General features: G+C 68.3%; 13 protein-coding genes and 1 tRNA gene. 7 read left to right on the top strand and 7 right to left on the bottom strand.

The window, feature by feature from the left end; genetic code table 11:
• The gene (gene argS, locus ACT3UN_RS12445; RefSeq protein ID WP_301441824.1) at window positions 1-1,677 is read right to left on the bottom strand and encodes an arginine--tRNA ligase; all 1,677 of its coding nucleotides are present in this window, start codon (window positions 1,675-1,677) and stop codon (window positions 1-3) included.
• Window positions 1,678-1,777: 100 nt separating this feature from the next.
• Here argS and ACT3UN_RS12440 point away from each other — a divergent pair.
• Window positions 1,778-1,850, top strand: a tRNA-Arg gene (locus ACT3UN_RS12440).
• Window positions 1,851-1,903: 53 nt separating this feature from the next.
• Here the strand turns inward: ACT3UN_RS12440 and ACT3UN_RS12435 are convergent.
• The 4 genes from ACT3UN_RS12435 to ACT3UN_RS12420 are packed head-to-tail and all read right to left on the bottom strand — an operon-like array spanning window position 1,904 to window position 10,306.
• The gene (locus ACT3UN_RS12435) at window positions 1,904-4,639 is read right to left on the bottom strand and encodes an AAA family ATPase (RefSeq protein WP_444657206.1); all 2,736 of its coding nucleotides are present in this window, start codon (window positions 4,637-4,639) and stop codon (window positions 1,904-1,906) included.
• A gap of 10 nt (window positions 4,640-4,649) precedes the next feature.
• Window positions 4,650-5,945, bottom strand: a complete 1,296-nt coding sequence (locus ACT3UN_RS12430; RefSeq protein WP_301441822.1) for a metallophosphoesterase family protein — start codon at window positions 5,943-5,945, stop codon at window positions 4,650-4,652.
• Complete coding sequence (locus ACT3UN_RS12425) at window positions 5,938-7,140, bottom strand: SWIM zinc finger family protein (RefSeq protein WP_301441821.1); 1,203 nt, start codon at window positions 7,138-7,140, stop codon at window positions 5,938-5,940. Before ACT3UN_RS12425 ends, ACT3UN_RS12430 begins: the two co-directional genes overlap by 8 nt.
• The gene (locus tag ACT3UN_RS12420) at window positions 7,133-10,306 is read right to left on the bottom strand and encodes a DEAD/DEAH box helicase (RefSeq protein WP_444657205.1); all 3,174 of its coding nucleotides are present in this window, start codon (window positions 10,304-10,306) and stop codon (window positions 7,133-7,135) included. The genes ACT3UN_RS12425 and ACT3UN_RS12420 overlap by 8 nt, the downstream gene beginning before the upstream one ends.
• A 241-nt stretch (window positions 10,307-10,547) precedes the next feature.
• On the opposite strand from ACT3UN_RS12420, the gene putP reads away from it, so the two are divergent.
• Together putP and ACT3UN_RS12410 are read left to right on the top strand one after the other, a co-directional pair.
• Window positions 10,548-12,188, top strand: a complete 1,641-nt coding sequence (gene putP, locus ACT3UN_RS12415) for a sodium/proline symporter PutP (RefSeq protein ID WP_444657204.1) — start codon at window positions 10,548-10,550, stop codon at window positions 12,186-12,188.
• A gap of 90 nt (window positions 12,189-12,278) precedes the next feature.
• Window positions 12,279-12,950, top strand: coding sequence for an HNH endonuclease family protein (locus tag ACT3UN_RS12410; RefSeq protein WP_444626385.1), 672 nt, complete (start codon window positions 12,279-12,281; stop codon window positions 12,948-12,950).
• 3 nt (window positions 12,951-12,953) lie between these two features.
• On the opposite strand, the gene ACT3UN_RS12405 is transcribed toward ACT3UN_RS12410, so the two are convergent.
• Complete coding sequence (locus ACT3UN_RS12405; RefSeq protein WP_301441817.1) at window positions 12,954-15,086, bottom strand: DEAD/DEAH box helicase; 2,133 nt, start codon at window positions 15,084-15,086, stop codon at window positions 12,954-12,956.
• A 90-nt stretch (window positions 15,087-15,176) separates the two neighbouring features.
• Here ACT3UN_RS12405 and ACT3UN_RS12400 point away from each other — a divergent pair, with 90 nt between their 5' ends.
• The 3 genes from ACT3UN_RS12400 (at window position 15,177) to ACT3UN_RS12390 (ending at window position 18,870) form a co-directional block, all read left to right on the top strand.
• On the top strand, window positions 15,177-16,625 hold the full coding sequence (locus tag ACT3UN_RS12400; RefSeq protein WP_301441816.1) for an amino acid permease: 1,449 nt from the start codon (window positions 15,177-15,179) through the stop codon (window positions 16,623-16,625).
• A 91-nt stretch (window positions 16,626-16,716) separates the two neighbouring features.
• Window positions 16,717-18,186, top strand: coding sequence for a glyceraldehyde-3-phosphate dehydrogenase (locus tag ACT3UN_RS12395; RefSeq protein WP_444657203.1), 1,470 nt, complete (start codon window positions 16,717-16,719; stop codon window positions 18,184-18,186).
• Window positions 18,187-18,270: 84 nt separating this feature from the next.
• Window positions 18,271-18,870, top strand: a complete 600-nt coding sequence (locus ACT3UN_RS12390; RefSeq protein ID WP_444657202.1) for a hypothetical protein — start codon at window positions 18,271-18,273, stop codon at window positions 18,868-18,870.
• On the opposite strand, the gene ACT3UN_RS12385 is transcribed toward ACT3UN_RS12390, so the two are convergent.
• Window positions 18,852-19,628, bottom strand: a complete 777-nt coding sequence (locus ACT3UN_RS12385; RefSeq protein ID WP_441582150.1) for a hypothetical protein — start codon at window positions 19,626-19,628, stop codon at window positions 18,852-18,854. The two genes, ACT3UN_RS12390 and ACT3UN_RS12385, sit on opposite strands and share 19 nt — an antisense overlap.
• Before the next feature lie 330 nt (window positions 19,629-19,958).
• On the opposite strand from ACT3UN_RS12385, the gene ACT3UN_RS12380 reads away from it, so the two are divergent.
• Complete coding sequence (locus ACT3UN_RS12380; RefSeq protein ID WP_444657201.1) at window positions 19,959-23,726, top strand: multifunctional oxoglutarate decarboxylase/oxoglutarate dehydrogenase thiamine pyrophosphate-binding subunit/dihydrolipoyllysine-residue succinyltransferase subunit; 3,768 nt, start codon at window positions 19,959-19,961, stop codon at window positions 23,724-23,726.
• Window positions 23,727-23,734: the final 8 nt, after the last annotated feature.

Below are 23,734 nucleotides of genomic sequence, written 5' to 3'. Positions count from 1 at the left end.
TCACATCCTCTCCGGTGCGGAAACCCCGAGCAGGCCCAGGGCGTTGGCGAGTACACGTCGGGTGGCGTCGGCCAGGGCCAGACGGGCCAGGAAGATCGCGGCGGTGTCGGCGCCGTTGGGCTCGTCCGACTTCGGCAGGACCTGGCACGAGTCGTAGAAGCGGTGGAAGGTGCCCGCGAGGTGCTCGGCGTACCGGGCGATGCGGTGCGGCTCACGCAGCTCGGCGGCCGTGGCGACCACACCCGGGAACTCGCCCAGCGTACGGATCAGGTCACCCTCGCGTTCGTGGTCGAGCAGTGAGAAGTCCAGCGTGGAGAGGTCCTCGGGGATCTCCACACCCAACGAGGCGGCCTTGCGCTGAAGCGAGCACAGACGCGCGTGGCCGTACTGCACGTAGTAGACCGGGTTGTCGCTGGTCTCGCTGGCCCACAGGCTCATGTCGATGTCCAGCGAGGAGTCCACGGACGTGCGGATCAGCGCGTAGCGGGCGGCGTCCACACCGATCGCCTCGACGAGGTCGTCGAGGGTGATCACGGTGCCGGCGCGCTTGGACATGCGCACGGCCTTGCCGTCCTGCACGAGGTTGACCATCTGGCCGATGAGGACCTCGACCTGGTCGGAGTCGTAGCCCAGGGCGGAGGCCGCGGCCTTGAGCCGGGCGATGTAGCCGTGGTGGTCGGCGCCGAGCATGTAGATGCACAGGTTGTGCCCGCGGTCGATCTTGTCGGCGATGTAGGCGATGTCGCCGGCGATGTAGGCGGCGTTGCCGTCGGACTTGATGACCACCCGGTCCTTGTCGTCACCGAACTCGGAGGACCGCAGCCACCAGGCGCCCTCGGCCTCGTAGAGGTTGCCGTTGTCCTTCAGGGTGGCGATGGCCTTGTCCACCGCACCGGACTCGAACAGGGCGTTCTCGTGGAAGTACACGTCGAACTCGGTGCCGAACTCGGCGAGGGTGCGCTTGATGTGCGCGAACATCAGCTCCACGCCCTGGGAGCGGAAGATCTCCTGGATGGTGGCGTCGTCGTTGTCCGCCCAGTCCGGGGTGGCCTCGATGACCTGGTTGGCGATGTCGGCGATGTACTCTCCGCCGTAACCGTCCTCGGGGGCCTTCTCGTTCTTCGCCGAGGCGACCAGCGACCTGGCGAACCGGTCGATCTGGGTGCCGTGGTCGTTGAAGTAGTACTCGCGGGTCACCGCCGCACCGCGGGCGGCGAGGATGCGGCCCAGGGAGTCGCCGACGGCCGCCCAGCGGGTACCGCCCAGGTGGATGGGGCCGGTGGGGTTGGCGGAGACGAACTCGAGGTTGATGCGCTGCTCGGCGTAGTCGTCGCCGGTGCCGTAGGAGTCGCCGGCGGTGATGATGTCGGCGACGAGCTTGCCCTGGGCGTCGGCGGCGAGCCGGATGTTGATGAAACCGGGGCCGGCGATGGAGGCCTCGTCCACCCCGTCGACCTTCCCGAGTGCCTCGGCGAGCCAGGTGCCGAGTTCACGGGGGTTGGTGCCGGCCTTCTTCGCTGTCTGCAGCGCGATGTTGGTGGCGTAGTCGCCGTGCTCCGGGTTGCGGGGACGTTCGACGGTGGCCAGGTCAGGCACGACGGCGGGGTCGAGATCATGCTCCGTCAGGACGGTGCGGGTGGTCTCGGTAATGATGGAGGCGAGTTCAGCTGGGGTCACAACCCACGAGAGTAACAAGTCCGGGGTTGGACTCCGCGAATCGCGTCCCGTCCGGGGGTTTTGCGGTGGCACGGATCCGCGGTGCTATAGTGACCGCATTGCCTCCGTAGCTCAGGGGATAGAGCACTGGTTTCCGGTACCAGCGGTCGGACGTTCGAATCGTCTCGGGGGCACACTGATGCGGCCCGATCACCATCGTCGATGGTGGTCGGGCCGCTTCTCGATGTCAGCCCTGCAGCTGCGCCATGGAGGTCACCGTGGCCCCGGGGACGCCGTCGAACCGTGCGGGGTCGCAGGTGAGCACGATGATCTGGTTGGTCCTGCCGAGCTGTGACAGCACCACGTTCATCCGCTGCACCCGCGCGGAGTCGGCGAAACCGAGGGCGTCGTCGATGACCACCGGCACGCCCTCCCCCTTGCCCACGATGTCGGCGACGGCGAGGCGGGACAGGATCGACAGCTGTTCCCTGGCGCCGCCGGACAGCTGCGCGGCGTCGAGTGCGGTGGAGTCCAGCACCCGGCGCGAGATGCGCAGGTCCTCGTCGAACTCGATGGTGACCGCCCGGCCGTAGAGGGTGCGGGCGAGCTTCTCCACGGAGGCCCGGTAGGGCGCCTCGTAGCGACGTCGCGCATCGTCACGGGCGGCCTGCACCGCCTGGTGGAGTGCGTCGGCGGCCTGGGCCTGGCGGTGGACGCGTTCCCGGGTACGACGGGCGCGTTGCAGCCGGGAGGTGGCCGCCTCCATGCGTTCGGCGACACCGCTGTGTTCACCGAGCGCACCGTTGGCCCCGGAGATCTCGTGGCCGATGCGGTCGGCGCGGTCACGCAGTCGCTTCACCCGTGACTGGGCACCCTCGGCGAGCCCTTCGAGCGTGTCGAGGTCGCCGGCGCTGTGGTCGGTCTCTGCGAGCAGGGCGTCCAACTCCCCCTGTGCCGTGGCAACGTCCTGGCTGGCACCGCTCACCTGCTGTCGCAGGTGGTCGTCGTCGACGTCGGCGCGCATGTTCTCCAGGGCCGTGGCGATGGTGCCCACCCGGGCGTCGGCGCGGTCACGTTCCTCCACCCTGCTGTTCAGCACGGCGACGGCCCCGGTGCGTGCCAGGGTGTCGAGGTCCTCCCTGGTCTTCTCCGCCTGCGCCTCAGCCTCGTCGACCTGCCGGGTCACCTCACCGGTGCCGGAGGTCGCAGAGGGGGCGGACGTCGCGGAACCGGCCTCGTCGGGGAGCTCGACCTCGCCGTCGGGATCCTCCTCGGCGATGAGGTCGTGGGCGGCGGTGGCCGCGGTGTCGGCGGCGCGGTGGTCCCGGTCGTTCTCCTCGATCTTCTGGCGGTGCTCGTCCAAGGACAGTCCGCCGGTGGCCTGGCTCAGGGTGATGCGCAGTTCCCCGAGCGACTCCTGGAGCACACGCCTGGCCTCTGCCTGCCCCGCCACGTCCTCGATCGTGGAGACCCCTGCCTCGGTGAGGGCGGCGCGAAGGGACGTCTGCGTCCTCTCGACCTCGGCGTCGAGGTCACCGCTCTCGAGCTGCCCGTCCTTGCCCCGGGCCGGGGTGACGCTGACGGTGACGTCGCCGAACTCCAGTGCCCGCGGGGAGGTGACCCGCAGGCTCTCGGGAACCTCGGCGAGTTCGTGGTCGCCGCCGTCCACGCGGAAGTGTGTCCCCGCCGGCCCGCTGACCTCGACGAGTGTCGCCGAGGCATCACGGACACCGAGGGCCCGGTGGTGCTCGGCCTCGACCTGCCGGATCTTCGACTCCAGCTCCGGTGTGACGGGGTTCTCGGCGAGTTGCCGCCGGGTCTCCTCGATCTTCCGGGAGACCTCCTCCGCCTTCTCCTGTTGTTCGGCGAGTACCTGGCGGGTCTGTGCCACCGCCGCCCGGCGCTCCCTGGCGTCGAGGTACCTGCCGTAGGCGGAGAGGGTGCGGGCACGGCGTCGCAGTTGCGCCAGTGTTTCGCGCAGCTGCGCCTCGCGGTGGCGTTCCCCGTCGGCGGCCTCCGTCGCGGCGGTGACGGCCGTGGCGGCGACATCCCGGACCGTGGTCGCCTCGGTCAGTTCGGCCACCCGGTCCTCACGCACCTGGAGTCGCTGCTCCGCCAGTTCCAGTGCCTGCTTCGCCCTGGTCACCACAAGGGTGTGCTCGTCGATCCTGCGCTGGCGCTCACGGCCCTTCTCCAGGTCTGCGGCGGTCGATTGCGCCTCGGCACGTGCCTTCGGCTCCTGGCGGGTGACCTCGTCCTTCTCGGCACGCAGGCGTTCGAGGTCGGTGATCAGCTTCTGCGCCTGGTCGTAGGCGTACTCGGCGGTGCGGTGCACGTCCTCGGCCACCGCCAGTTCATCGTCGGCCGCCTTGAGCTCCTTCGACGCCCTGCCACCCGGGGTGAAGTAGCGGGCCCGTTCGGCGGCGATACGGTCGACCAGGGTCGATGCCGCACCGATGTCGCCCTGGTCCCCCGCGGCGGGGTCGTCGACCCCGGTCTCCTCGGCCAGCGCCCGTTCCAGCGGTCCGAGGCCGGCGGCGGCCAGCTGGTCGAGACTCGCCCCCTGCTCCACCGTGAGGGCGTCCAGCAGGTCGGTGTCGACCTCGCCACGCAGGATCTCGGCGAAGCGGTCGGAGGCCTCACGTCCGGTGAGGCTCTCCGCGCGCGGCGAGCTGACCTGCAGTTCACACCGTCCGGTGCCCTTGTTGTAGGCCTTGGTGAGGTGCAGTTCCATGTCCCCGACGAGCATCTGCGCACTGATCGTGGTCGGCTCGTCGACGCCGACGTCCTTGAGCGCCTTGACCTCCCGCTTGCGTGAGCTGGTGGGCGTGTCGTCGAGCAGCAGCCGGATCGCGCGCAACAGGGTGGACTTGCCCACCTCGTTGGGCCCGTGGACCACGAGCACCCCGTTGTCCGGGAACTCCACGTGGGCGTGCTCGACCCCCGCCACATGCGACAGGGTCAGTGACCTGATTTTCAGCATCGTCTTGTTCCTAGCTCCCCTTCTGTGCGCTGAGCCGGTAGAGCAGGCGAAGCGCGTCCTGGGCGGTCTCGTCCTCGTGGGCACCGCGGTCGGCGAGGTGTCTCGCCGCCACTCCGACGACCCCCGGCCAGTCCGCGCCCACCAGCTCCTGGTCGCCCGGGACGACGTGCAGGTCCATCAGCCGTTGCCGTTCGTACAGTGCGGCGAACGCCGGACGCATCCGTTCCATCTCCTGGTCCAGCACCGCCGCGGTCGCCAGGTCGACGGTGCCGGTCAGCGCGTACTTCACCACGGTGGTGCGTTTCTCCTGCATCTCCTCGAGTCGGCCGATCCACTCCTCGACGTCCTGTGGACCGTTGATCTGGGCCGACAACGCCTGGAACCGCCAGCGCCCGGTGCGGATATCCTCGACCCCCACGGTGGACGCGGGCCGGCCGGCTACCGGGGTGATGTCCACGATCAGGGCGTGGCCCGAGCGGCCTTCACCGCCGCCGTCCTCCTCACGGAAGTCGGTGACCTCGGGGCTGCCGGAGTACCAGACGGTCCCGTCCTGGTGCAGGCACCCCACCGAATGGGTGTCGCCCAGGGCGAGGAAGTCGATGACCCCGTCACGGCAGGCCGCTGCGGCGGCGTCGACGTCGATGACCGCCGGGTCGCCGCCGGAGGTCCGCGACTGGGTCGCGCCGTGCCCCACGAGGATGCGCACCGCGCCCGGCTGCTTCTGCTCCAGCCCCCCGGCCTCCGCATCATCGCCGGTACCGGCGGAGCTGATTCCAGCGCCCGACCCGGACAGCGCGGAGGCCACCGGGTCGGCGCTCATGTACTTCGACAACAGAGGCGCGCCGAGGATCTCGGCAGGCACCGCACCGTCCACCTCTTCCCCACCCCGGGCGACGGTACGCGGCCGGCTGTCGGTGAGGACCTGCACGGTCGGCGCGAGGTCGTCGAACTCCCGGGACCGGTAGACACTGGCTGCGTCGTAGGGGTCGTGGTTACCCGGCAGCAGGAACACCGGGACCGGGCTGCGCCGCAGGATGTCCACGGCCCGGCGCCACGTGACCGGGTCGACGAGGTTGTCGTCGAAGACGTCACCGGCCACGACCACGGCGGCGCAGCCACGCTCACCGGCGGTGACGAGCAGCCGCTCCACCGCGGCCAGACGTGCCTCCCGGTACCGGGGCCCCGCCTCGTCGCCGAGGAACCAACGGTCCATGCCCAGCTGCCAGTCGGAGGTGTGCATGAACCGGAACACGCCGTCCTCCGGCAGAGGGGGCAGGCCCACGGGTAACGCCGCTGTCTCAGTCATGGTCACCACTTCTATCATCCGGCCCGGACATCCACGGCTCGCGTTCGAACACCTTGCCCCCGGCTCCGCGCGGACCGTCCTGCCCGTAGGGCTCGCTGGGGTCGTCCAGGGCGGTGAGCGCCTCATAGCACCGGGTCAGCGTGTCGAGCACGCGGAGCTGGTCGGCGTTGTTCCAGCTGAACTTGCGCAGGGCACGGTCCCTGGCCTGTGTGTCCCCCAGCTCGAGGCCGAACTCCATCTCCAGCGGGCCCCAGGACGGGAGGGCCTCCGGGTCGCCCCAGAACTCCGTCGGTGTGTAGGTCGTCGTGTCCTCCTGCGACCCGTCGGAGCCGTCGGCTGCATGATCTTCCCCGCTGCCGCTGGCGGTGCCGTTGCCGTTGCCGTTGCACCCAGCCCACCCGGACGCCCCGGCGTCCCCGGAGCCGTCTGCCTTCCCCGTGTCCTCGTCCGACCAGCCCGTCGGGGGGCTGACCGCGCCTCCGGTCGCAGCAAGCAGCTCCTCCACGTCGACTCCGCGCCATGCGAGGAACTCCGCGGGGTCCTTGGAGAACCTCTCGGCGAGCGCGTAGGCCACGCAGACCCGGTGCTTGCAGAACTCCGCGAGGTCCGGGCAGGTGCAGAACGAGTCCATGTAGTGCTCGACGCCGAACAGCACACTGGCCACAGACGCCGTCGGACGCATGCCCGCCAGCAGCCGACGGACGTTGTCGGGCTGGTCGCTGCACTCGCCGATGACGAAGTCGACCTGCCGGCGCGTCAGCGGACGCCACCGGATCTGCACCTCGAAAGGTTCCAGCTGGGTACCGCTGACCAGGGCGTCGACCCGCCCGAGTTCGTACTCCATCCGGGTCGCGTGGCCGCCGCGGAAGTAGGTCCGCCCACGCGACAGCCGCGAGGAGTCGGCCTGCGCGGTGGCGGTACGCATGATCTCCTCGGCGGCCCACCCCTCCCTGGCACTCCGGGGTTCCTCGGCGCCCGTACCACGCCGAGCCCGTTTGCCGCCCGCGCCGCCCGCGCCGTCCGAACCGTCCGGCTGCACCGGTGACGTGGGGTCGGGCTGGCGGGCGCGTCCCGGCTTCTTCGTGGCGCCACGACCGCGGCTGAAGTCCGCGGACACCACGTTGTCGCCCCACTCGGGCTGGGGGATGCCGATCCTCTCCCTGGCCTTGCGACGTTCGTCCCAGCGGTTACTCATCGTTATCCCCGTTCCCTTCCCTCTCACCGGCGCGTCCGCGGGTGGCGGGCTCCGCCCTGTCGCTGCCGGCGGACGTCCTGTCCACGGTGGAGCGCCTGAGCATCCAGAGCTCGGCGAGGTCGCCGTCGTCCAGCTTCGCGATCCACCCCTCACCCGTGGTGACGATGTCTCCCGCCAGCTCACGTTTCGAACTCAGGATGTCGTTGATGCGTTCGTCCAGGGTACCCACGGAGACCAGCTTGTGGACGGTCACCTCGCGTCCCTGCCCGATCCGGTAGGCCCGGTCGGTGGCCTGGTCCTCGACCGCCGGGTTCCACCACCGGTCGATGTGCACCACCACGCTGGCGTGGGTCAGCGTGATGCCGGTCCCTCCGGCCCGTGTCGACAGGATCATCACCTTCGGCCCGTCGTCGGACTGGAAGCCGTCGACCATCCTCGTGCGCTCACCACGGCTGAGTCCGCCGTGCAGCACCGGGACACCACCGTCGGCGAGCTCACCGAAGTTGCGCTGCAGTTCCGGAGCGAGCATCGCCCCGAAGGACGGGAACTGGGTGAACACCAGCACCTTGCGGCCACTGGCGAGTGCCTCCTCCACGATCTCGAAGAGTCGCTCGACCTTCTTCGACCGGTGCCGTCCGTTCTTCATCAGCCCGGACCCGTCGCCGGTGAAGTGCGCCGGGTGGTTGCAGATCTGCTTGATGCGCACCAGGGCGCCGAGGATGATCCCGCTGCGACCCTTGCCCTTCGCCTCGGCGATCCGACGCTCCAGGCTCGAGGTGTACGCCTCGTAGAGCGCCGCCTGCTCCTCGGTCAGCGGCACCTGGTCGATGACCTCGTGCTTGTCCGGGAGGTTCAGCCCCACCGACTCGTCGTCCTTGACCCGGCGCAGGATGAAGGGTTCCACGAGCCTGCGCAACTGGTCGCGGCTGTCGTCGTTCTCCCCCTTCTCCGCCGGCATCGCCAACCGGTTCTGGAAGGCCTGGGCGCTGCCCAGGATCCCCGGGTTGCAGAAGTTGAGGATCGAATGCAGCTCCGCCAGGCGGTTCTCCACCGGGGTACCGGTCAACGCCAGCCGGTGGCCGGCGGGGATCAGGCCCACCGCCCGACTCTGCGCGGTACCGGGGTTCTTGATGTTCTGCGCCTCATCGGCGACGACCCGGCCCCAGGTGAGCCGGCCGTAGCGCGCGGGGTTACGGGCCACGGTGCCGTAGGTCGTGAGCACGATGTCGTTGGACGTGGCGCGCTCCACGAAGTCCTTCTCGGCGACCTTCCGGGAACCGTGGTCGACCAGCACCGACAGCCCCGGGACATGGCGATCCACCTCCGAACGCCAGGTGTCGAGCACCGAGGTGGGCGCGATGACCAACGTCGGCCCCTCGACCTCGCCCGCCTCACGCTCCCACGCCAGCAGGCTCAGGACCTGCAGGGTCTTGCCCAGCCCCATGTCGTCGGCGAGGATGGCGCCGATGCGGTGCCGGAACATCCACACCAACCAGTTCAGGCCACGGCGCTGGTGGTCACGCAGCGTCGACTGCACCATGGCGGGGACCTCGACGATCTCCGGCGGGGCCAGGGCGGGACGCCCCTCGTCCTTCCACGGGTTCGGGAAGAAGGAACGAACGAGCCGGTCGAGCCAGCCTTCCGCGTCGACCGTGATCTCCTCCATCCCCGGGCCACCCTCGGACAGGGAGTCCAGCTCCGCGTCGACGAGGTCGACGAGGGTGAGCTGCGCACCGTCCGACCCGTCGCCGGACGCTGCGTCCGCCGCCTCCGCCGCCGCGTCCCGCAGCCTGGCGAAGTAGTTGCGCGCGGCGTTGAGGGAGTTGGTGTCGAGCCGGACGTAGCGCCCGTGAATCTCCACCATCGACGAGGCGCTGGTCATCAGCTCCTCCATCGTCTCGGCGCTGAGCTCCTCCCCGTCGACCGCGATCGACCAGTCGAACGACAGGACCTGGTCCAGGCCCATCTTCCCCGAGCCCGGCCCCTGACCGACAGGGGTGACCTTGACCCGCACGTCCGGTCGCACCCGCGACCACGCCCGCGGCACGAGGACCTCGATGCCGCTGGAGGACAGCGCCTGGACGGCCTCTCCCAGCAGGGTCTCCACCTGGGAGATGTCCAGCGCGAGGTAGACCACGCGGTCCTTCTCCGGTCGCCCGGTCAGCGACTCCGACGGCGGGAACCACAGCTTCGTGCGCAGCCACGCCTCCGCGGCCGAGGTGTACTCTCGCAGCTGCGGCCACGCCCGGTAGGCCTGGTCGAGCCCGGTGCGCAGGGACTGACGCACCGACCCGGTGGCCTCGGCTGCCTTGATCGGTTGGGCAGGCCCGTCATCCACCGACAACCTGACCTCCACGCGCCAACACGGCCCGGCCTCCTTGCCCGCCACCCGGTTGTGCCCGGGGGTCACCGCGCCGGCGAGACTGTCCGGTTCCTCCAGGGACAGCACCAGCCGGGTGGACGCCGCGCGGGCCGAGGCACGCCAGCCGTTCAACAGCTCGGCGACCGCCGAGTTGGCCCGCTTGTCGGCCTCCCCGGTGACCAACGAGTGGATGAAGTGGTTCTCCGGAAGTCCTCCGACCAGTTCCATGCGGTCCTGCAACAGCCGCACGCACATCCAGTGCACCAGTTCGTCGGCGGCACGCAGCAGCACGTCCGGCCCCCCGTTGAGGGTGAGCACAGCCGGTGCACCGGCCTGGAACTCGCGCACCACGCGGTTGTGGTCGCCGCTGGTGGACAGACACCAGGTGGGGAACCACCGGCCGTCGGCGAACTGCATCTTCATCATCACCCGGCCGGCGTGGACCGCCTCCAGGAGGAGCTCGTAGAGGCGGATGAACCACAGTGACTCCGGGCTCAGCCCCTCGTCCGAGCCCGCCGAACGCACGTGGCGCGACAACTCGCCGAGCACCTCCAGCGCCTGGTCGGGCGTGTAGCCCTGGGTGGGCAGGTCGAGCGCCAGCACCTTACCCTTCGGCGTCGCCACCTGCACCGGTTCCCGGCGGCGCAACGGGCGTGCCGTCATCAACGTGCGCAGCCGGTCCGGCAGGGCGCCCTCGGCGATCTCGGACGCGTCGACGACGGCGGCATGCCCCTCGACACGTTCCGCCCAGACGTGGAGGCCCTGGCCGTTGAGCCAGAGGAGATGAACCTGGTAGTCAGTCACTCCCCTTGTGTACCACGGGGCACGGACATGGAAACCACGCGCGCACCCGAACGGTCGAACAACGGGCATACCAGCGTGATCCTGGCAGAATCCTGGGGGGAACATTCGGGTTTTTTGGCTGTCCGGCTGGATATCACGGTGCGGACATGGAACCCTGATGGGGTGTCGCCTCCCCACGTAGTGGGGTGGCGCCTGCTAATTCTGAACGATCAACCGCTACCACCTACTGAGGAGGCCAACGGTGAGTGAACAAACCTGGTTCATTATCGCCATGGTGATCTATCTGGCTGTGATGCTCGGCATCGGAGTCTGGAGTTTCACCAAGACAGACAAGTACGAGGACTACATGGTCGGAGGCCGCGGCCTCCACCCGTTCGTCGCCGCACTGTCCGCCGGCGCGTCCGACATGTCCGGCTGGCTGCTGATGGGTCTGCCCGGCGCACTGTTCATGTCAGGTTTCTCCGAGATCTGGATGGGCGTCGGGCTGCTGATCGGTTGCTGGCTGAACTGGAAGCTGGTCGCACCCCGGCTGCGTAGCTACACCGAGGTGTCGAACAACTCGATCACCGTGCCGTCGTTCTTCGAGAACCGCCTGCGCGACCACAGCCACACGCTGCGTGTGGTCGCCGGCATCATCATCCTGGTTTTCTTCGTCTTCTACGTGTCCTCCGGCATGGTCGCCGGCGGACGTTACTTCCAGTCCAGCTTCGACGGCGACTACCTCACCGGCCTGGCCATCATCGGTGCCGTCACCGTGGTGTACACCTTCGTCGGCGGCTTCCTCGCGGTGTCCTACACCGACGTGGTCCAGGGCTCGATGATGTTCCTGGCGCTGATCCTGGTGCCCGTCTTCGCGATCATCTCCCTGGACAACCCGGGGGACATCTTCACCTACCAGCTCGACAACGACTACGGGTCGATGGCCGACGGCGCAGTGAACGCCGTCGCGGCGAACTCGAACTTCTACAACCTGTTCCAGTTCAACGACACGACCACCTGGGCCGCGTTCATCATCATCATCTCGAACCTCGCCTGGGGCCTCGGCTACTTCGGCCAGCCCCACATCGTGGTTCGCTTCATGGCCATGCGTAAGCCGTCCGACGCCGTCGCCGGCCGTCGCTGGGGCGTCAGCTGGATGTTCCTGTGCCTCATCGGCGCGGTGTTCATCGCCATGACCGCCCCGGTCTTCTTCGCCCAGACCCCGGAGGCCATGTTCTCCGACACGGCGAACTACGAGACCAACTTCCTGGACATGGCCAAGGTGCTCTTCCACCCGCTGGTCGCCGGCCTGATCCTCACAGCCGTGCTGGCCGCGATCATGTCCACGGTCTCCTCGCAGCTGCTCGTGGTCGCCTCCGCACTGGTGGAGGACATCTACGCGGGCATGATCAACAAGAACGCCTCGGACACGCTGCTGAAGAACCTGTCGCGTGCGATGGTCGTCATCGTGGCGATCATCGCCGCGCTCATCGCCCTGGATCCGGATTCCGCGATCCTCGGCCTGGTGGAGTTCGCCTGGGCCGGCTTCGGTGCGGCCTTCGGCCCGGTCATCGTCGCCTCGCTGTACTGGCGTCGACTCAACACCCAGGGTGCGGCTGCCGGCATGATCGCCGGCGCGCTCGTCGCCTTCATCTGGGGTGGCCTGCCGCAGTTCGGTGTCATGGACAAGCCCTTCGGCCTGTACGAGATGATCCCGGGCGTGGCGCTGAACGTCATCCTGATGGTCACCGTCACCCTGGCCACCAAGGCCCCCTCCAAGGAGATCACCGACGAGTTCGACGAGGCCCTGCGCTTCGCCCAGCTCACCGTCGACAACGGCGACGCCGACCTCGAGGCCGCCCGTGCCAAGGTCGAGGCAGAGTCTGCCGAGGGCAAGCTCTAGCAGTGATCCACCCCGGGCACTGACCCGCGCCCCGCGCGGATCTGCCCCGGACGGGAACCTCCGGACCGGTCGGGGGAGTCTCTCTTCACCATGAGACTCCCCCGGCCGGTTTCGTCGTTCCCGCCGTTGTTCGTCGCCGGCGCCCTGCTGGCCGCCTGCGTGCTGACCCCCTCCGGACGGGCGCAGGACGCCCCGGCGTCCGCCGACCGCGCGTCCGTGACGGCGGCGCTGGACGAGCTGCGCACCGTCCCGCGCCGCGTCCACGTGCTCGGCTACTCGCGCGAGCACTTCGGCGGGTGGTCGCAGCAGTACGGCGACGGGGTGGGGTGCAGCACCCGGCACCTCGTCCTGTTGGACGCCTTCGCCGACCACTCCCCCGGTACGCCCGGCTCCTGCCCCGTCGCGACGGGCGAGACCACCGACGTGTACACCGGTGGACCGCTGAGCCCGGGGGACGTGGAGATCGACCACGTGGTCCCCCTCTCCGCGGCGTGGGACCACGGCGCGTGGGGGTGGGAGCGCTCGACGCGCGTGGCCTTCGCCAACGACCGGGAGGTCAACCTGTTGGCGGTCTCCGGCGCGGCGAACCAGGCCAAGAGTGACGGGACGCTGGGTGAATGGCTCCCGCAGACGGCGAAAGCCGGCTCCCTCTCGGGAGCCGGCTGTGCCTATGCCGCGCGCTATCTCGTGGTGAGCCTGACCTACCGGCTCACCGTCAGTGCCGCGGACGCGGACGCGGCACGACGGGTGTGCGGTCTGTGACCGTCAGTCGCGCTTCGCGCCGCGGTTGCCGCGGAAGCTGCCGCGTCCACCGCGGTCGCTGCGGTCGCGGTCGAAACGTCCGCCGCCGTTGCCACGGTCGTTCCGGCCGCGGTTGCCGCGGTCGTTACGGTCGTTGCGATCGTTACGGTCGCCGCGGGGACGCCCGCCGCCGCGGTTGCCACCACGGTCACCGCCGCGGTCGCCGTCCTGACGGGTACGCGCGGGGCGTCCGGCGGGGGCGCCGGGATCCGGCTCGATGTTGATCAGCTTGCCGGAGATCCGGGTCTGGTCGAGGGACTCGAAGGTCTCGCGCGGCAGGTCGGCCGGCAGCTCCACCAGGGAGTGCTCGGAGAAGATGCTGATCCGGCCGAAGTCGCGGGAATTCATGTTCCCCTCGTTGGCCAGGGCACCGACGATGGCTCCCGGGCGCACGCGCTGCCGGTGGCCGACGCCGATGCGGTAGACCGCGAGGGACTTGCCGTTACGGTCGGTGACCGTGGGCGCCTGCTTGTTGAAGCGCTCCTTGAACGGGCGGTGCACACCGGACTGGCCGTCGAAACCGTCACGGCGGTCGCCACGGTCCCCACGGTCGTTGCGGTCACGACGCTCGCGACGCGGCGGCTCCTGGATCTCCTCCATCAGGAACGGCTCCTTGCCCTGGAGCTTGGCGGCCAGGGCCGCGGCGATCTCCGTGGGCTCGACGTCGTTCTCGGTGGCGTACTCGGCGATCAGGTCGCGGAAGGTCGCGACCTGCTTGCCCTTGAGCGACTCGGTGATCGAGGCGTGGAACTTCTTCTTGCGTGCCTCGTTGACCTGGTCGACGCCCGGCAGCTCGATCTCGTTGAGCTTGGACTTGGTGGCCCGCTCGATGTTCTTGAGCAGCCGGCCCTCACGCGGGGTGACGAAGAGGATCGCGCGGCCGTGGCGACCGGCACGGCCGGTACGGCCGATGCGGTGCACGTAGGACTCGGTGTCGCGCGGGATGTCGTAGTTGAAGACGTGGGTGATGCGCTCCACGTCGAGACCACGGGCGGCGACGTCCGTGGCCACGAGGATGTCGAGGCGACCGTCCTTGAGCTGGTCGACGGTGCGCTCACGCTGGTTCTGCGGGATGTCACCGTTGATGGCGGCGGCGTCGAACCCGCGCTCACGCAGCTTCTCGGCGACCTCCTCGGTGTCGTTCTTCGTACGGACGAAGAGGATCATCGCGTCGAAGTCGGTGACCTCGAGGATGCTGGTCAGCGCGTTGAGCTTGTTGCGGTAGGTGACGTACAGGTAGTCCTGCTCGATGTTCTCCGCGGTGCGCTGCGTGGACTTCACCGTGATCTCGGCGGCGTCGTTCAGGTACTGCTTGGAGAGGCGACGGATCGCCGACGGCATGGTGGCCGAGAACAGGGCGACCTGGCGGTCGTCGGGGGTGTCGGACAGGATGCGCTCGACATCCTCCTGGAAGCCCATGTTGAGCATCTCGTCGGCCTCGTCGAGGACGAGGAAACGCAGACCGGACAGGTCGAGGCTGCCCTTGGCCAGGTGGTCGATCACACGACCGGGGGTGCCGACGACGACCTGGGCGCCACGGCGCAGGCCGGACAGCTGGGCACCGTAGGGTGCGCCACCGTAGATCGGCAGGACGCTGACGCCGCCGAGCTGCTTGGCGAAGGTCTCGAAGGAATCGGCGACCTGCAGGGCCAGCTCTCGCGTGGGGGCGAGAACCAGGACCTGCGGGGTGCGCTGGTTGGGGTCGAGGCGCGACAGCGCGGGCAGAGCGAAGGCAGCGGTCTTACCGGTACCGGTCTGCGCCAGACCCACGACGTCCCGACCCTCCATGAGGGTGGGGATGGTGGACGCCTGGATCGGCGACGGGGTCGTGAAGCCGACCCGTTCCACGGCCTCGAGGATCTTCGGCGGCAGGCCGAGGGTGTCGAAGCCGTTCTTCTCGTTTTCTGTTTGGATGTTCTTCTCGGTGACGTCCCCGTCCACAGTGCTCTCGGGAATCTCTGCGCCCACTTCGTCACCGAGGTCCGACGACCCCGTGACCGGGGAGGTGGCATCCTCGTGCAGATTCTCCTGAGGTACTGACGACTGGGAGGTTTCCGGCATATTTTCGTCGCCGGTTACGTTCTCAGTTTCAGACATTGACCTCACAGTACGTGGTCGGCGCCATAAAAGCGATTCGACCGGCCCGCGCTGTGATATAGGACTCCCCGATGGTTAGTATGTGAGTCCGTGAGTGACTTAAGCGCCCCCGTCCGGCAGGAACGCCAGCTCCGCCGCACGCTGACCCACCGGCACATCCACTTCATCGCACTGGGCTCCGCGATCGGCACCGGCCTGTTCTACGGTTCGTCCGGCGCCATCGGCGCCGCGGGCCCCGGCGTGGTGTTCGTCTACCTGCTCGGCGGCGCCGTGGTGTACTTCATGCTCCGGGCCCTGGGCGAGATGGCCGTCGCCGACCCCGCCCCCGGGTCCTTCGCCGAGTACTGCCGCCGGTACCTGGGCGGCTGGGCCGGCTACATCACCGGCTGGATGTACGCCTTCGAGATGATCATCGTGTGCCTGGCCGACCTCACGGCCATCACGGTGTACATGACCTTCTGGTTCCCCGACACCCCAGGCTGGGTCTGGGTCTCCGTGGCACTGCTGATCGTCGGCGCGGCGAACCTGGCCAGTGCGCGCTGGTACGGGGAGCTGGAGTTCTGGTTCACCTCGATCAAGGTCACGGCCGTGGTGGCGATGATCCTCGGCGGTGCGGCGATCCTGGTCTTCAACCTCGACACCGGCGGGTCCGCCGGATTCGACAACCTGTGGAACGACGGCGGCCTGTTCCCCAACGGCGTGACCGGCGTGTTCAGCGCCCTGATCCTCGTGCTCTTCGCCTTCGGCGGCACCGAGATCATCGGGGTTACCGCCGGGGAGGCCGCCGACCACGAGAAGACGATCCCCAAGGCCGTCAACACCGTGCCGATGCGCATCCTGCTGTTCTACGTGCTGGCGATCCTGGTGATCGTGGCGGTGATCCCCTGGCGGCAGATCACCGGCGAGGAGTCCCCGTTCGTCCAGATCTTCAGCGACCTGGGCATCGGCTGGGCCGCGGCGGCACTGAACGTCGTGGTGGTCTCCGCTGCGCTCTCGGCGATCAACTCCGACCTCTACGGCGCCGGACGCGTGGTCTTCGGCATGGCCCGCCAGGGCCTGTCCCCGCGGATCTTCGCGCGGCTGAACCACCGGGGCGTCCCGGTGACCACGATCGGGGTCATGCTGGTCGTCCTGCTGGTCGGTGTGGCCCTTCAGCTCGCCAGCAGCACCGCTGCGGAGATGTTCCAGAGCATCGCGGCGCTGGCCACCTTCGCCACCGTCTTCGTCTGGCTGATGATCCTGCTCGCCCACCTCGGCAGCCGCTACGGCAGGAACGCGGTGACGAAGGACGACGGCACTCCCCCGGCGTTCCCGGTCCCGCTGTGGCCGGTGGGCCAGTTCTTCGCCATCGGGGTGATTCTGATCACCTTCGGGACGATGGTCTGGATGGACGAGTACCACTCCGCCCTCTGGGCGGGGGTGATCTTCCTGGTCGCGATGACCGCGCTCTACCCCCTCACCCGGCGCCGCGCGGCCGCCGCCGCGTCTGATCCAGCGTCCGACTCCCCGCAGCGGGGGGATGACATCGGGGGCGAGTAGCTCTCCGTACGTCCGTTCCCTTACCTTTGTAGTGTCCTTCTACCCCCTTACCGGGGACCATCACGACCGCCCCCTAGGAGCTCCCACACCCATGAGTGCACCGGCCACCGATTCCCAGAGCGACTGGAACTCCCGCATCCTGCTTGCCGAGCAGATCCTCCCGCTCCTCTCCCGCCTGCACCGGGAGCACAACGTCGTCACGTCCGTCTTCGGTCGCCTGCTGATCAACGTGACCGGTGTCGACGTGATCAAGTCGCACCGTTACGCACGTCTGGTGACCGACCGTGAGCTGCCGCTGAGCTCCACCCTGCCGATCCTGCAGGAGCTGGTGGAGATGAACCTCGGCAGCGCCTCGATCGACCTGGGACGCCTGGCCACCGGCTACGAGGCCGAGGGCGAGTCCGCCGGCACACTGCGCGACTACCTCGAGCGTGAGCTCGCCGAGGTCGTCGGCGCCCACACCGAGAAGGATCCGACGGACGTCGTCCTGTACGGCTTCGGACGTATCGGACGCCTGCTCGCCCGCATCCTCATCGCCCGCGAAGCCGCCTACGGCGGCGTGCGTCTGCGCGCCATGGTCGTGCGACGCAACGGCGACGACGACCTGGAGAAGCGCGCCAGCCTGCTGCGTCGTGACTCGGTGCACGGCGCCTTCGACGGGACGATCTCCGTCGACCACGACAACGAGATCATCTGGGCCAACGGCACCCCGATCCAGGTCATCTACTCCAACGACCCGGCGTCCGTGGACTACACCTCCTACGGCATCGACAACGCGGTACTCGTCGACAACACCGGCCGCTGGCGCGACCGCGAGGGACTCTCCCAGCACCTCGCGGCCAACGGTGTGGCCAAGGTCCTGCTGACCGCGCCCGGCAAGGGCGACGTGTGCAACCTGGTCTACGGGATCAACCACGACGACATCACCGAGGACGACTCGGACCGCATCCTGTCCGCCGCGTCCTGCACCACCAACGCGATCACGCCGGTGCTCAAGGTGATCAACGACCGCTACGGCATCAGCCACGGCCACGTCGAGACGGTGCACTCGTTCACCAACGACCAGAACCTCATCGACAACTTCCACAAGGGCGACCGGCGCGGACGTGCCGCGGGTCTGAACATGGTCATCACCGAGACCGGCGCCGCCAAGGCCGTGGCCAAGGCGCTGCCGGAGCTCGGCGGAAAGCTCACCGGCAACGCCATCCGCGTCCCCACCCCGGACGTCTCGATGGCGGTGCTGAACCTCAACCTCGACACCGAGACCACCCGCGACGAGGTCAACGACTACCTCCACAAGGTCGCCCTGCACTCGAACCTGCGTCAGCAGATCGACTACATCAAGTCCCCCGAGGTGGTCTCCACCGACTTCGTGGGCTCCACCCACGCCGGCATCGTCGACGGTCTCGCCACCATCGCCGAGGGCAGTAACCTGGTGGTCTACGTGTGGTACGACAACGAGTACGGCTACTCCAACCAGGTGATCCGCATCGTCGAGGAGATCGCCGGCGCGCGTCCGCGGGTGTTCCCCCAGCGTGTCGCACCGGTGGACCTCTACTGACCTCAGCACTATTTTCGAACGGATGTTCGATTGACCACGGCCGGTCGCGGATTCATGTCCGCGGCCGGCCGTAGTGTTCCCGGCATGGAGAACACCACCACACCCACGACACCGTCCATCCACGTCCTGATGCGTCGGCCGCTCAGTGCACTGAGGCCGGCACCGTCCGTCTCCCGTGCCGCCGAGCGGTGCGCCACGGTCCTGCGCCACCCGCGCAGCCGTATCCGCGTCTCCCCCGGCTGGACGGCCCCGTCCCTGCGCATCGCACTCCCCTCCGGCCCCGCACAGGTGTTCATGTCACGTCACCGGGTCTCCACCACCATGTGGCGCAGGCTCACGGGGGCCGGACCGGACGAGACCCCACCGCCGTCACCCGTCCACCTGGTCACCCTGACCGCCAGGGCGGAGAAGTCGAAGCTGACCGCGTCCGCCCGGAACATGACCACGGACGTGCACTCGCTGTTCCGTCGGACGCTCAGGTCCGACGCCGATGAGACCGGCGAGGGTGCCGAGGACGGCCAGGGCGGCCAGCTCGTCTGCGGCCACGTGCTCTGGGTGTCACAGGAGTCCTGCGGCGGGCCCGCCCGGACCGACGGACTCATGGAGTGGACGTGGCACGCCCTCCTGAGCGGTGAACCCGGCCGCGCGTCAGCACCCGAACCCGGTCACGGCACCGCGGCCTGACCGTCCCCATCATCGTCTTCATCGTCTTCGTCGTCTTCCTCCCACAGGGTTTCCAGCGGAACCAGGAGAGCCTCCCAGTCCGGGGCCTGGACCTGCGCCAGGGCGAGGACGTCGAAGAGCCGGTCGAAGTCGGTGTACACGCCGAGGTCAAGGACCTCCTCGGACATCTCCGCGACGTTGCTGACCAGCCCACGGAACATGGCCTGGCGTTCCATCTCCGAGTACTCCTCGCCCACCGAGTCGCCGTCCCAGACGTCGGCGATTGCCTCGTCCATGAGGTCCTCGAACCCGTCGCCAAGGGAGATGAACTCGACGCGTGCCGTCGGTTCGGTCGACTCGCCGTCGAGGGTGACGACCAGCTCCGAGCTCTCCCCGATCTCCGCGGAGACGCGGAGGGCGTCGACCGGGTCCTGCACGAACTCCAGGTCGACGATCCTGGAGTCCGTGCCGTCGATCAGGTCGCGGATCACGCCGACGACCTGGTCGGTCGCGATATGGCGGGCAACGGTGGCGACCGCCTCCTCGACAGAGAAGACAACACCCACCAGGGCTGCCTCGAACTCCTCGTCATCCTCGGCGACGTCGGCCATGGCGAGGAACACGTTCGCCGCCACCAGTCCGGCAGGAACCCCCTCCCCGATCTCCACGAACTGGATCTCGAGGTCCGAGGACACCGGGACGAAAACCGTCCCGTCATTCACCCTCGACTCAATGCCCTCGGCATCCAGCGACTCAGCAACATCCTCATAGAACCCCATGGCGGGCGCCTCCTCGGTACTTCCTCCGAATGATGTGCAGCTTGCGCAGGCTTCGCGCGGTCGGGCTGCCGGAACGACACCATGCTAGCCCAGTTGCCGCCACACGTCCCTGCCCACGGCCCCGCCCTCCTCGCCTCTCGCTTCGCCGCCCACCAGGAGTGGTTTCGTCCAGGTAACGGGCCCATCTCCGCGAGCCATACGCGAAGCTACTGAAAACATACGCTCAGCTGGCAATATCGACACCTCCCCCACCACGGTCACGGAAACTGGTGTTGTAGTAGGGTGGAACGTCGAGATTGACCACATCATGAAATGAGGCGAGGACCTGCTGTGAACAGCACCAATTTCGGCCAAAATGAATGGCTGGTCGACCAGATGTACCAGCAGTTCAAGGAAGACCCCCAGTCCGTAGATCCGGAATGGCGGGAACTCTTCAACAAGCGGCCGGACAAGGTTGACCACGCATCGGGGACGACGTCCCCGAGCTCCACGACCTCCAAGAACGACGGCACGTCCGCCGACAAGGGGACCAAGACCGCCAAGGCTTCGACCGGACCGTCGAAGTCCGAGCCGAAGGCCGCGGCGAGCAGCACCGGCGGCTCCAAGCCCGGCAAGCCCGGTAAGCCCAAGGGCGCGGTGGCCCCGAAGAAGTCGCTTTCTGCATCGGTTAACCCGATTCCGGACCGCGTGGCTCCCCCGGCGCCCAAGGGCCCGGCCGAGGCACCCACCGCCGGCGAGCACCCCCTCAAGGGAGCGCAGAAGTCCATCGCCAAGAACATGGACATCTCCCTGGAGATCCCCACCGCGACCACCGTGCGCGACATGCCCGCCAAGCTCATGTTCGAGAACCGCGCGATGGTCAACGACCACCTGATGTCCCGCGGTAAGGGCAAGATCAGCTTCACCCACATCATCGGCTGGGCGATGGTCAAGGCCGTCCAGGCCCACCCCTCGATGAACAACAACTACAAGCTCGTCGACGGCAAGCCCGTCCAGGTCACCCCCGAGCACATCAACCTCGGCCTGGCCATCGACATGGTCAGCAAGAACGGTGCCCGCAACCTCGTGGTCGCCGCCATCCGCGAGTGCGAGACCCTGACCTTCGACGGTTTCGTCGAGGCCTACGAGGACATCGTCAGCCGTGCCCGTGTCGGCAAGCTGACGATGGACGACTTCAGCGGTGTGACGATCCAGCTCACCAACCCCGGTGGCATCGGCACCCGCCACTCCGTTCCGCGCCTGACCCGCGGGCAGGGCACCATCGTCGGCGTCGGTGCCATGGACTACCCGGCGGAGTTCGCCGGCGCGTCCGAGGACCGCCTGGCGGACATGGGTGTCGGCAAGCTCGTCACCATGACCTCCACCTACGACCACCGCATCATCCAGGGTGCGGAGTCCGGCGAGTTCCTGCGCGACATCAGCCGCCTGCTGATCAACGACGACTTCTGGGACGACCTGTTCGCCGCCATGGCCGTGCCCTACGCCCCCGTGCGCTGGAGCCAGGACCTGCCGAACATCGGCGTCGACAAGTCGACCCGCGTCATGCAGCTCATCGAGGCCTACCGCAGCCGTGGTCACCTGATCGCCGACATCGACCCGCTGCTGTGGACCCAGCCGGGTCTGCCGGTCCCCGACCACTCCGACCTGGAGATCGAGACCCACGGCCTGACCCTGTGGGACTACGACCGCAGCTTCAACGTGGGTGGGTTCGCCGGCCGCGAGAAGATGACCCTCCGCGAGGTGCTGGCCACGCTGCGCCGCGCCTACACGCTGAAGGTCGGCTCCGAGTACACCCACATCCTCGACCACGACGAGCGTCAGTGGCTCGAGGAGCAGATCGAGGGTGGCCAGCCCAAGCTGTCCAACCCCGAGCAGAAGTACCTCCTGCAGACCCTGAACTCCGCAGAGGCCTTCGAGAACTTCCTGCAGACCAAGTACATCGGCCAGAAGCGTTTCTCCCTCGAGGGTGCCGAGTCGCTGATCCCGCTGCTGGACGCCGCCGTGGACTCCGCCGCCGAGCAGGGTCTCGAAGAGGTCGTCATCGGCATGCCCCACCGTGGCCGCCTCAACGTGCTGGCCAACATCGTGGGCAAGCCGTACTCCAAGGTCTTCACCGAGTTCGAGGGCAACATCGAGCCGACCGTCGCCGGCGGCTCCGGTGACGTCAAGTACCACCTCGGCCAGACCGGCCAGTACACCCAGATGTTCGGTGACAACGACATCGACATCACCCTGACCGCGAACCCCTCGCACCTCGAGGCGGTCAACCCGGTCATGGAGGGTCTCGCACGCGCCCACCAGGACATCTCGACCAGCCAGGCCGAGCACCCGGTCATGCCGATCCTGATGCACGGCGACGCGGCCTTCACCGGCCTCGGCATCGTCCAGGAGACCATCAACCTCGCCCGCCTCGACGGCTACTCCGTCGGCGGCACGGTGCACGTCGTGGTCAACAACCAGATCGGGTTCACCACGACCCCGGACTCCGGTCGCTCGACCCACTACGTCACCGACCTGGCGAAGGGCTTCGACGCCCCGATCTTCCACGTCAACGGCGACGATCCCGAGGCAGTCGTCTGGGTCGCACGTCTGGCCGTCGAGTACCGTCGCCGCTTCGGCAAGGACGTCTTCATCGACCTGGTCTGCTACCGCCGACGCGGTCACAACGAGTCCGACGACCCGTCGATGACCCAGCCGGAGATGTACGACCGCATCCACGACCGCTCCACCGTGCGCGCTCTCTACCACGACACCCTCGTGGGACGTGGCGAGCTGTCGGAGGAGGACGCCCAGCGCGCCGCCGACGACTTCCACGGCCAGCTGGAGACGGTCTTCAACCAGGTGCGCGAGGCCGAGAAGGGCACTGCCCCGGCCGAGCAGACCGGCATCGCCGGTTCCCAGGCCCTGACCCGTGGGCTGGACACATCCGTCTCCCGCGAGGTCGTCGAGGCCGTCGGAGACGCCTTCACCGGCGTCCCGGAGGGATTCAACGTCCACCAGCGCGTCAAGCCGGTCGTCAAGCGCCGTCAGGAGATGACCCGAAAGGGCGGCATCGACTGGGCCTTCGGCGAGCTGCTCGCCTTCTCCACCCTGGCCCAGGACGGGCGTCTCGTGCGCCTGGCCGGTGAGGACTCCCTGCGAGGCACCTTCACCCAGCGCCACGCCGTGCTCTTCGACTCCGAGACCACCGAGGCCTACAGCCCGCTGGAGAAGCTCGCCGAGGAGTCCGGCAACGGCGGATCGTTCCGTGCCTACAACTCCCCGCTGACCGAGTTCGCCGGTCTCGGCTTCGAGTACGGCTACTCGGTGGGCAACATCGACGCCGTCGTCGCCTGGGAGGCCCAGTTCGGTGACTTCGTCAACGGTGGCCAGACCATCATCGACCAGTACATCGCCTCCGGTGAGGCGAAGTGGGGTCAGCTCTCCAGCGTCATCATGCTGCTGCCCCACGGTTACGAGGGACAGGGCCCGGACCACTCCAGCGCCCGTATCGAGCGGTTCCTGCAGATGGCCGCCGAGGGTTCGATGACCATCGCCCAGCCGTCCACCCCGGCGAACCACTTCCACCTGCTGCGTCGCCACGCCATGGGCACGATGCGTCGTCCGTTGGTGGTCTTCACCCCGAAGTCGATGCTGCGCAACAAGGCCGCGACCTCGCCGGTGGAGGACTTCACCGAGGTCAAGGGCTTCCGCTCCGTGCTCGACGACCCGCGCCTGGCGGACTCCGCCGCCACGCACGAGGAGATCACCACGGTCCTGTTCTGCTCGGGCAAGATCTACTACGACCTCGAGAAGAAGCGTCAGGAGGACGGTCGCGACGACGTCGCCATCGCCCGCATGGAGATGCTGCACCCGCTGCCGCACAACCGTGTCAAGGAGATCCTGGACCGGTACCCGAACGCCGAGTACCGCTGGGTCCAGGACGAGCCCGCCAACCAGGGCCCGTGGCCGTTCCTGGCCCTCAACCTGCCGGAGCGTATCGAGGGTCTGCGCCTGAAGCGCGTCTCCCGCCGCGCCCAGTCGTCCACGGCGACCGGCCTGGCCAAGGTCCACAAGCTTGAGCAGGAGCAGCTGCTCAACGAGGCGTTCGCGAAGTAGCGTCCCCA

The organism is Corynebacterium sp. AOP12-C2-36, assembly GCF_052379185.1.
GTDB lineage: Bacteria > Actinomycetota > Actinomycetes > Mycobacteriales > Mycobacteriaceae > Corynebacterium.
This window is presented reverse-complemented; position numbering and strand designations above follow the sequence as displayed.

Bases quoted from the DNA above. Each gene is read 5' to 3' on its own strand.
- ACT3UN_RS12435 (WP_444657206.1), bottom strand. From the start codon at position 4,639: ATGCTGAAAATCAGGTCACTGACCCTGTCGCATGTGGCGGGGGTCGAG.
- ACT3UN_RS12430 (WP_301441822.1), bottom strand. From the start codon at position 5,945: ATGACTGAGACAGCGGCGTTACCCGTGGGCCTGCCCCCTCTGCCGGAG.
- ACT3UN_RS12425 (WP_301441821.1), bottom strand. From the start codon at position 7,140: ATGAGTAACCGCTGGGACGAACGTCGCAAGGCCAGGGAGAGGATCGGC.
- ACT3UN_RS12410 (WP_444626385.1), top strand. From the start codon at position 12,279: ATGAGACTCCCCCGGCCGGTTTCGTCGTTCCCGCCGTTGTTCGTCGCC.
- ACT3UN_RS12405 (WP_301441817.1), bottom strand. From the start codon at position 15,086: ATGTCTGAAACTGAGAACGTAACCGGCGACGAAAATATGCCGGAAACC.
- ACT3UN_RS12395 (WP_444657203.1), top strand. From the start codon at position 16,717: ATGAGTGCACCGGCCACCGATTCCCAGAGCGACTGGAACTCCCGCATC.
- ACT3UN_RS12390 (WP_444657202.1), top strand. From the start codon at position 18,271: ATGGAGAACACCACCACACCCACGACACCGTCCATCCACGTCCTGATG.
- ACT3UN_RS12385 (WP_441582150.1), bottom strand. From the start codon at position 19,628: ATGGGGTTCTATGAGGATGTTGCTGAGTCGCTGGATGCCGAGGGCATT.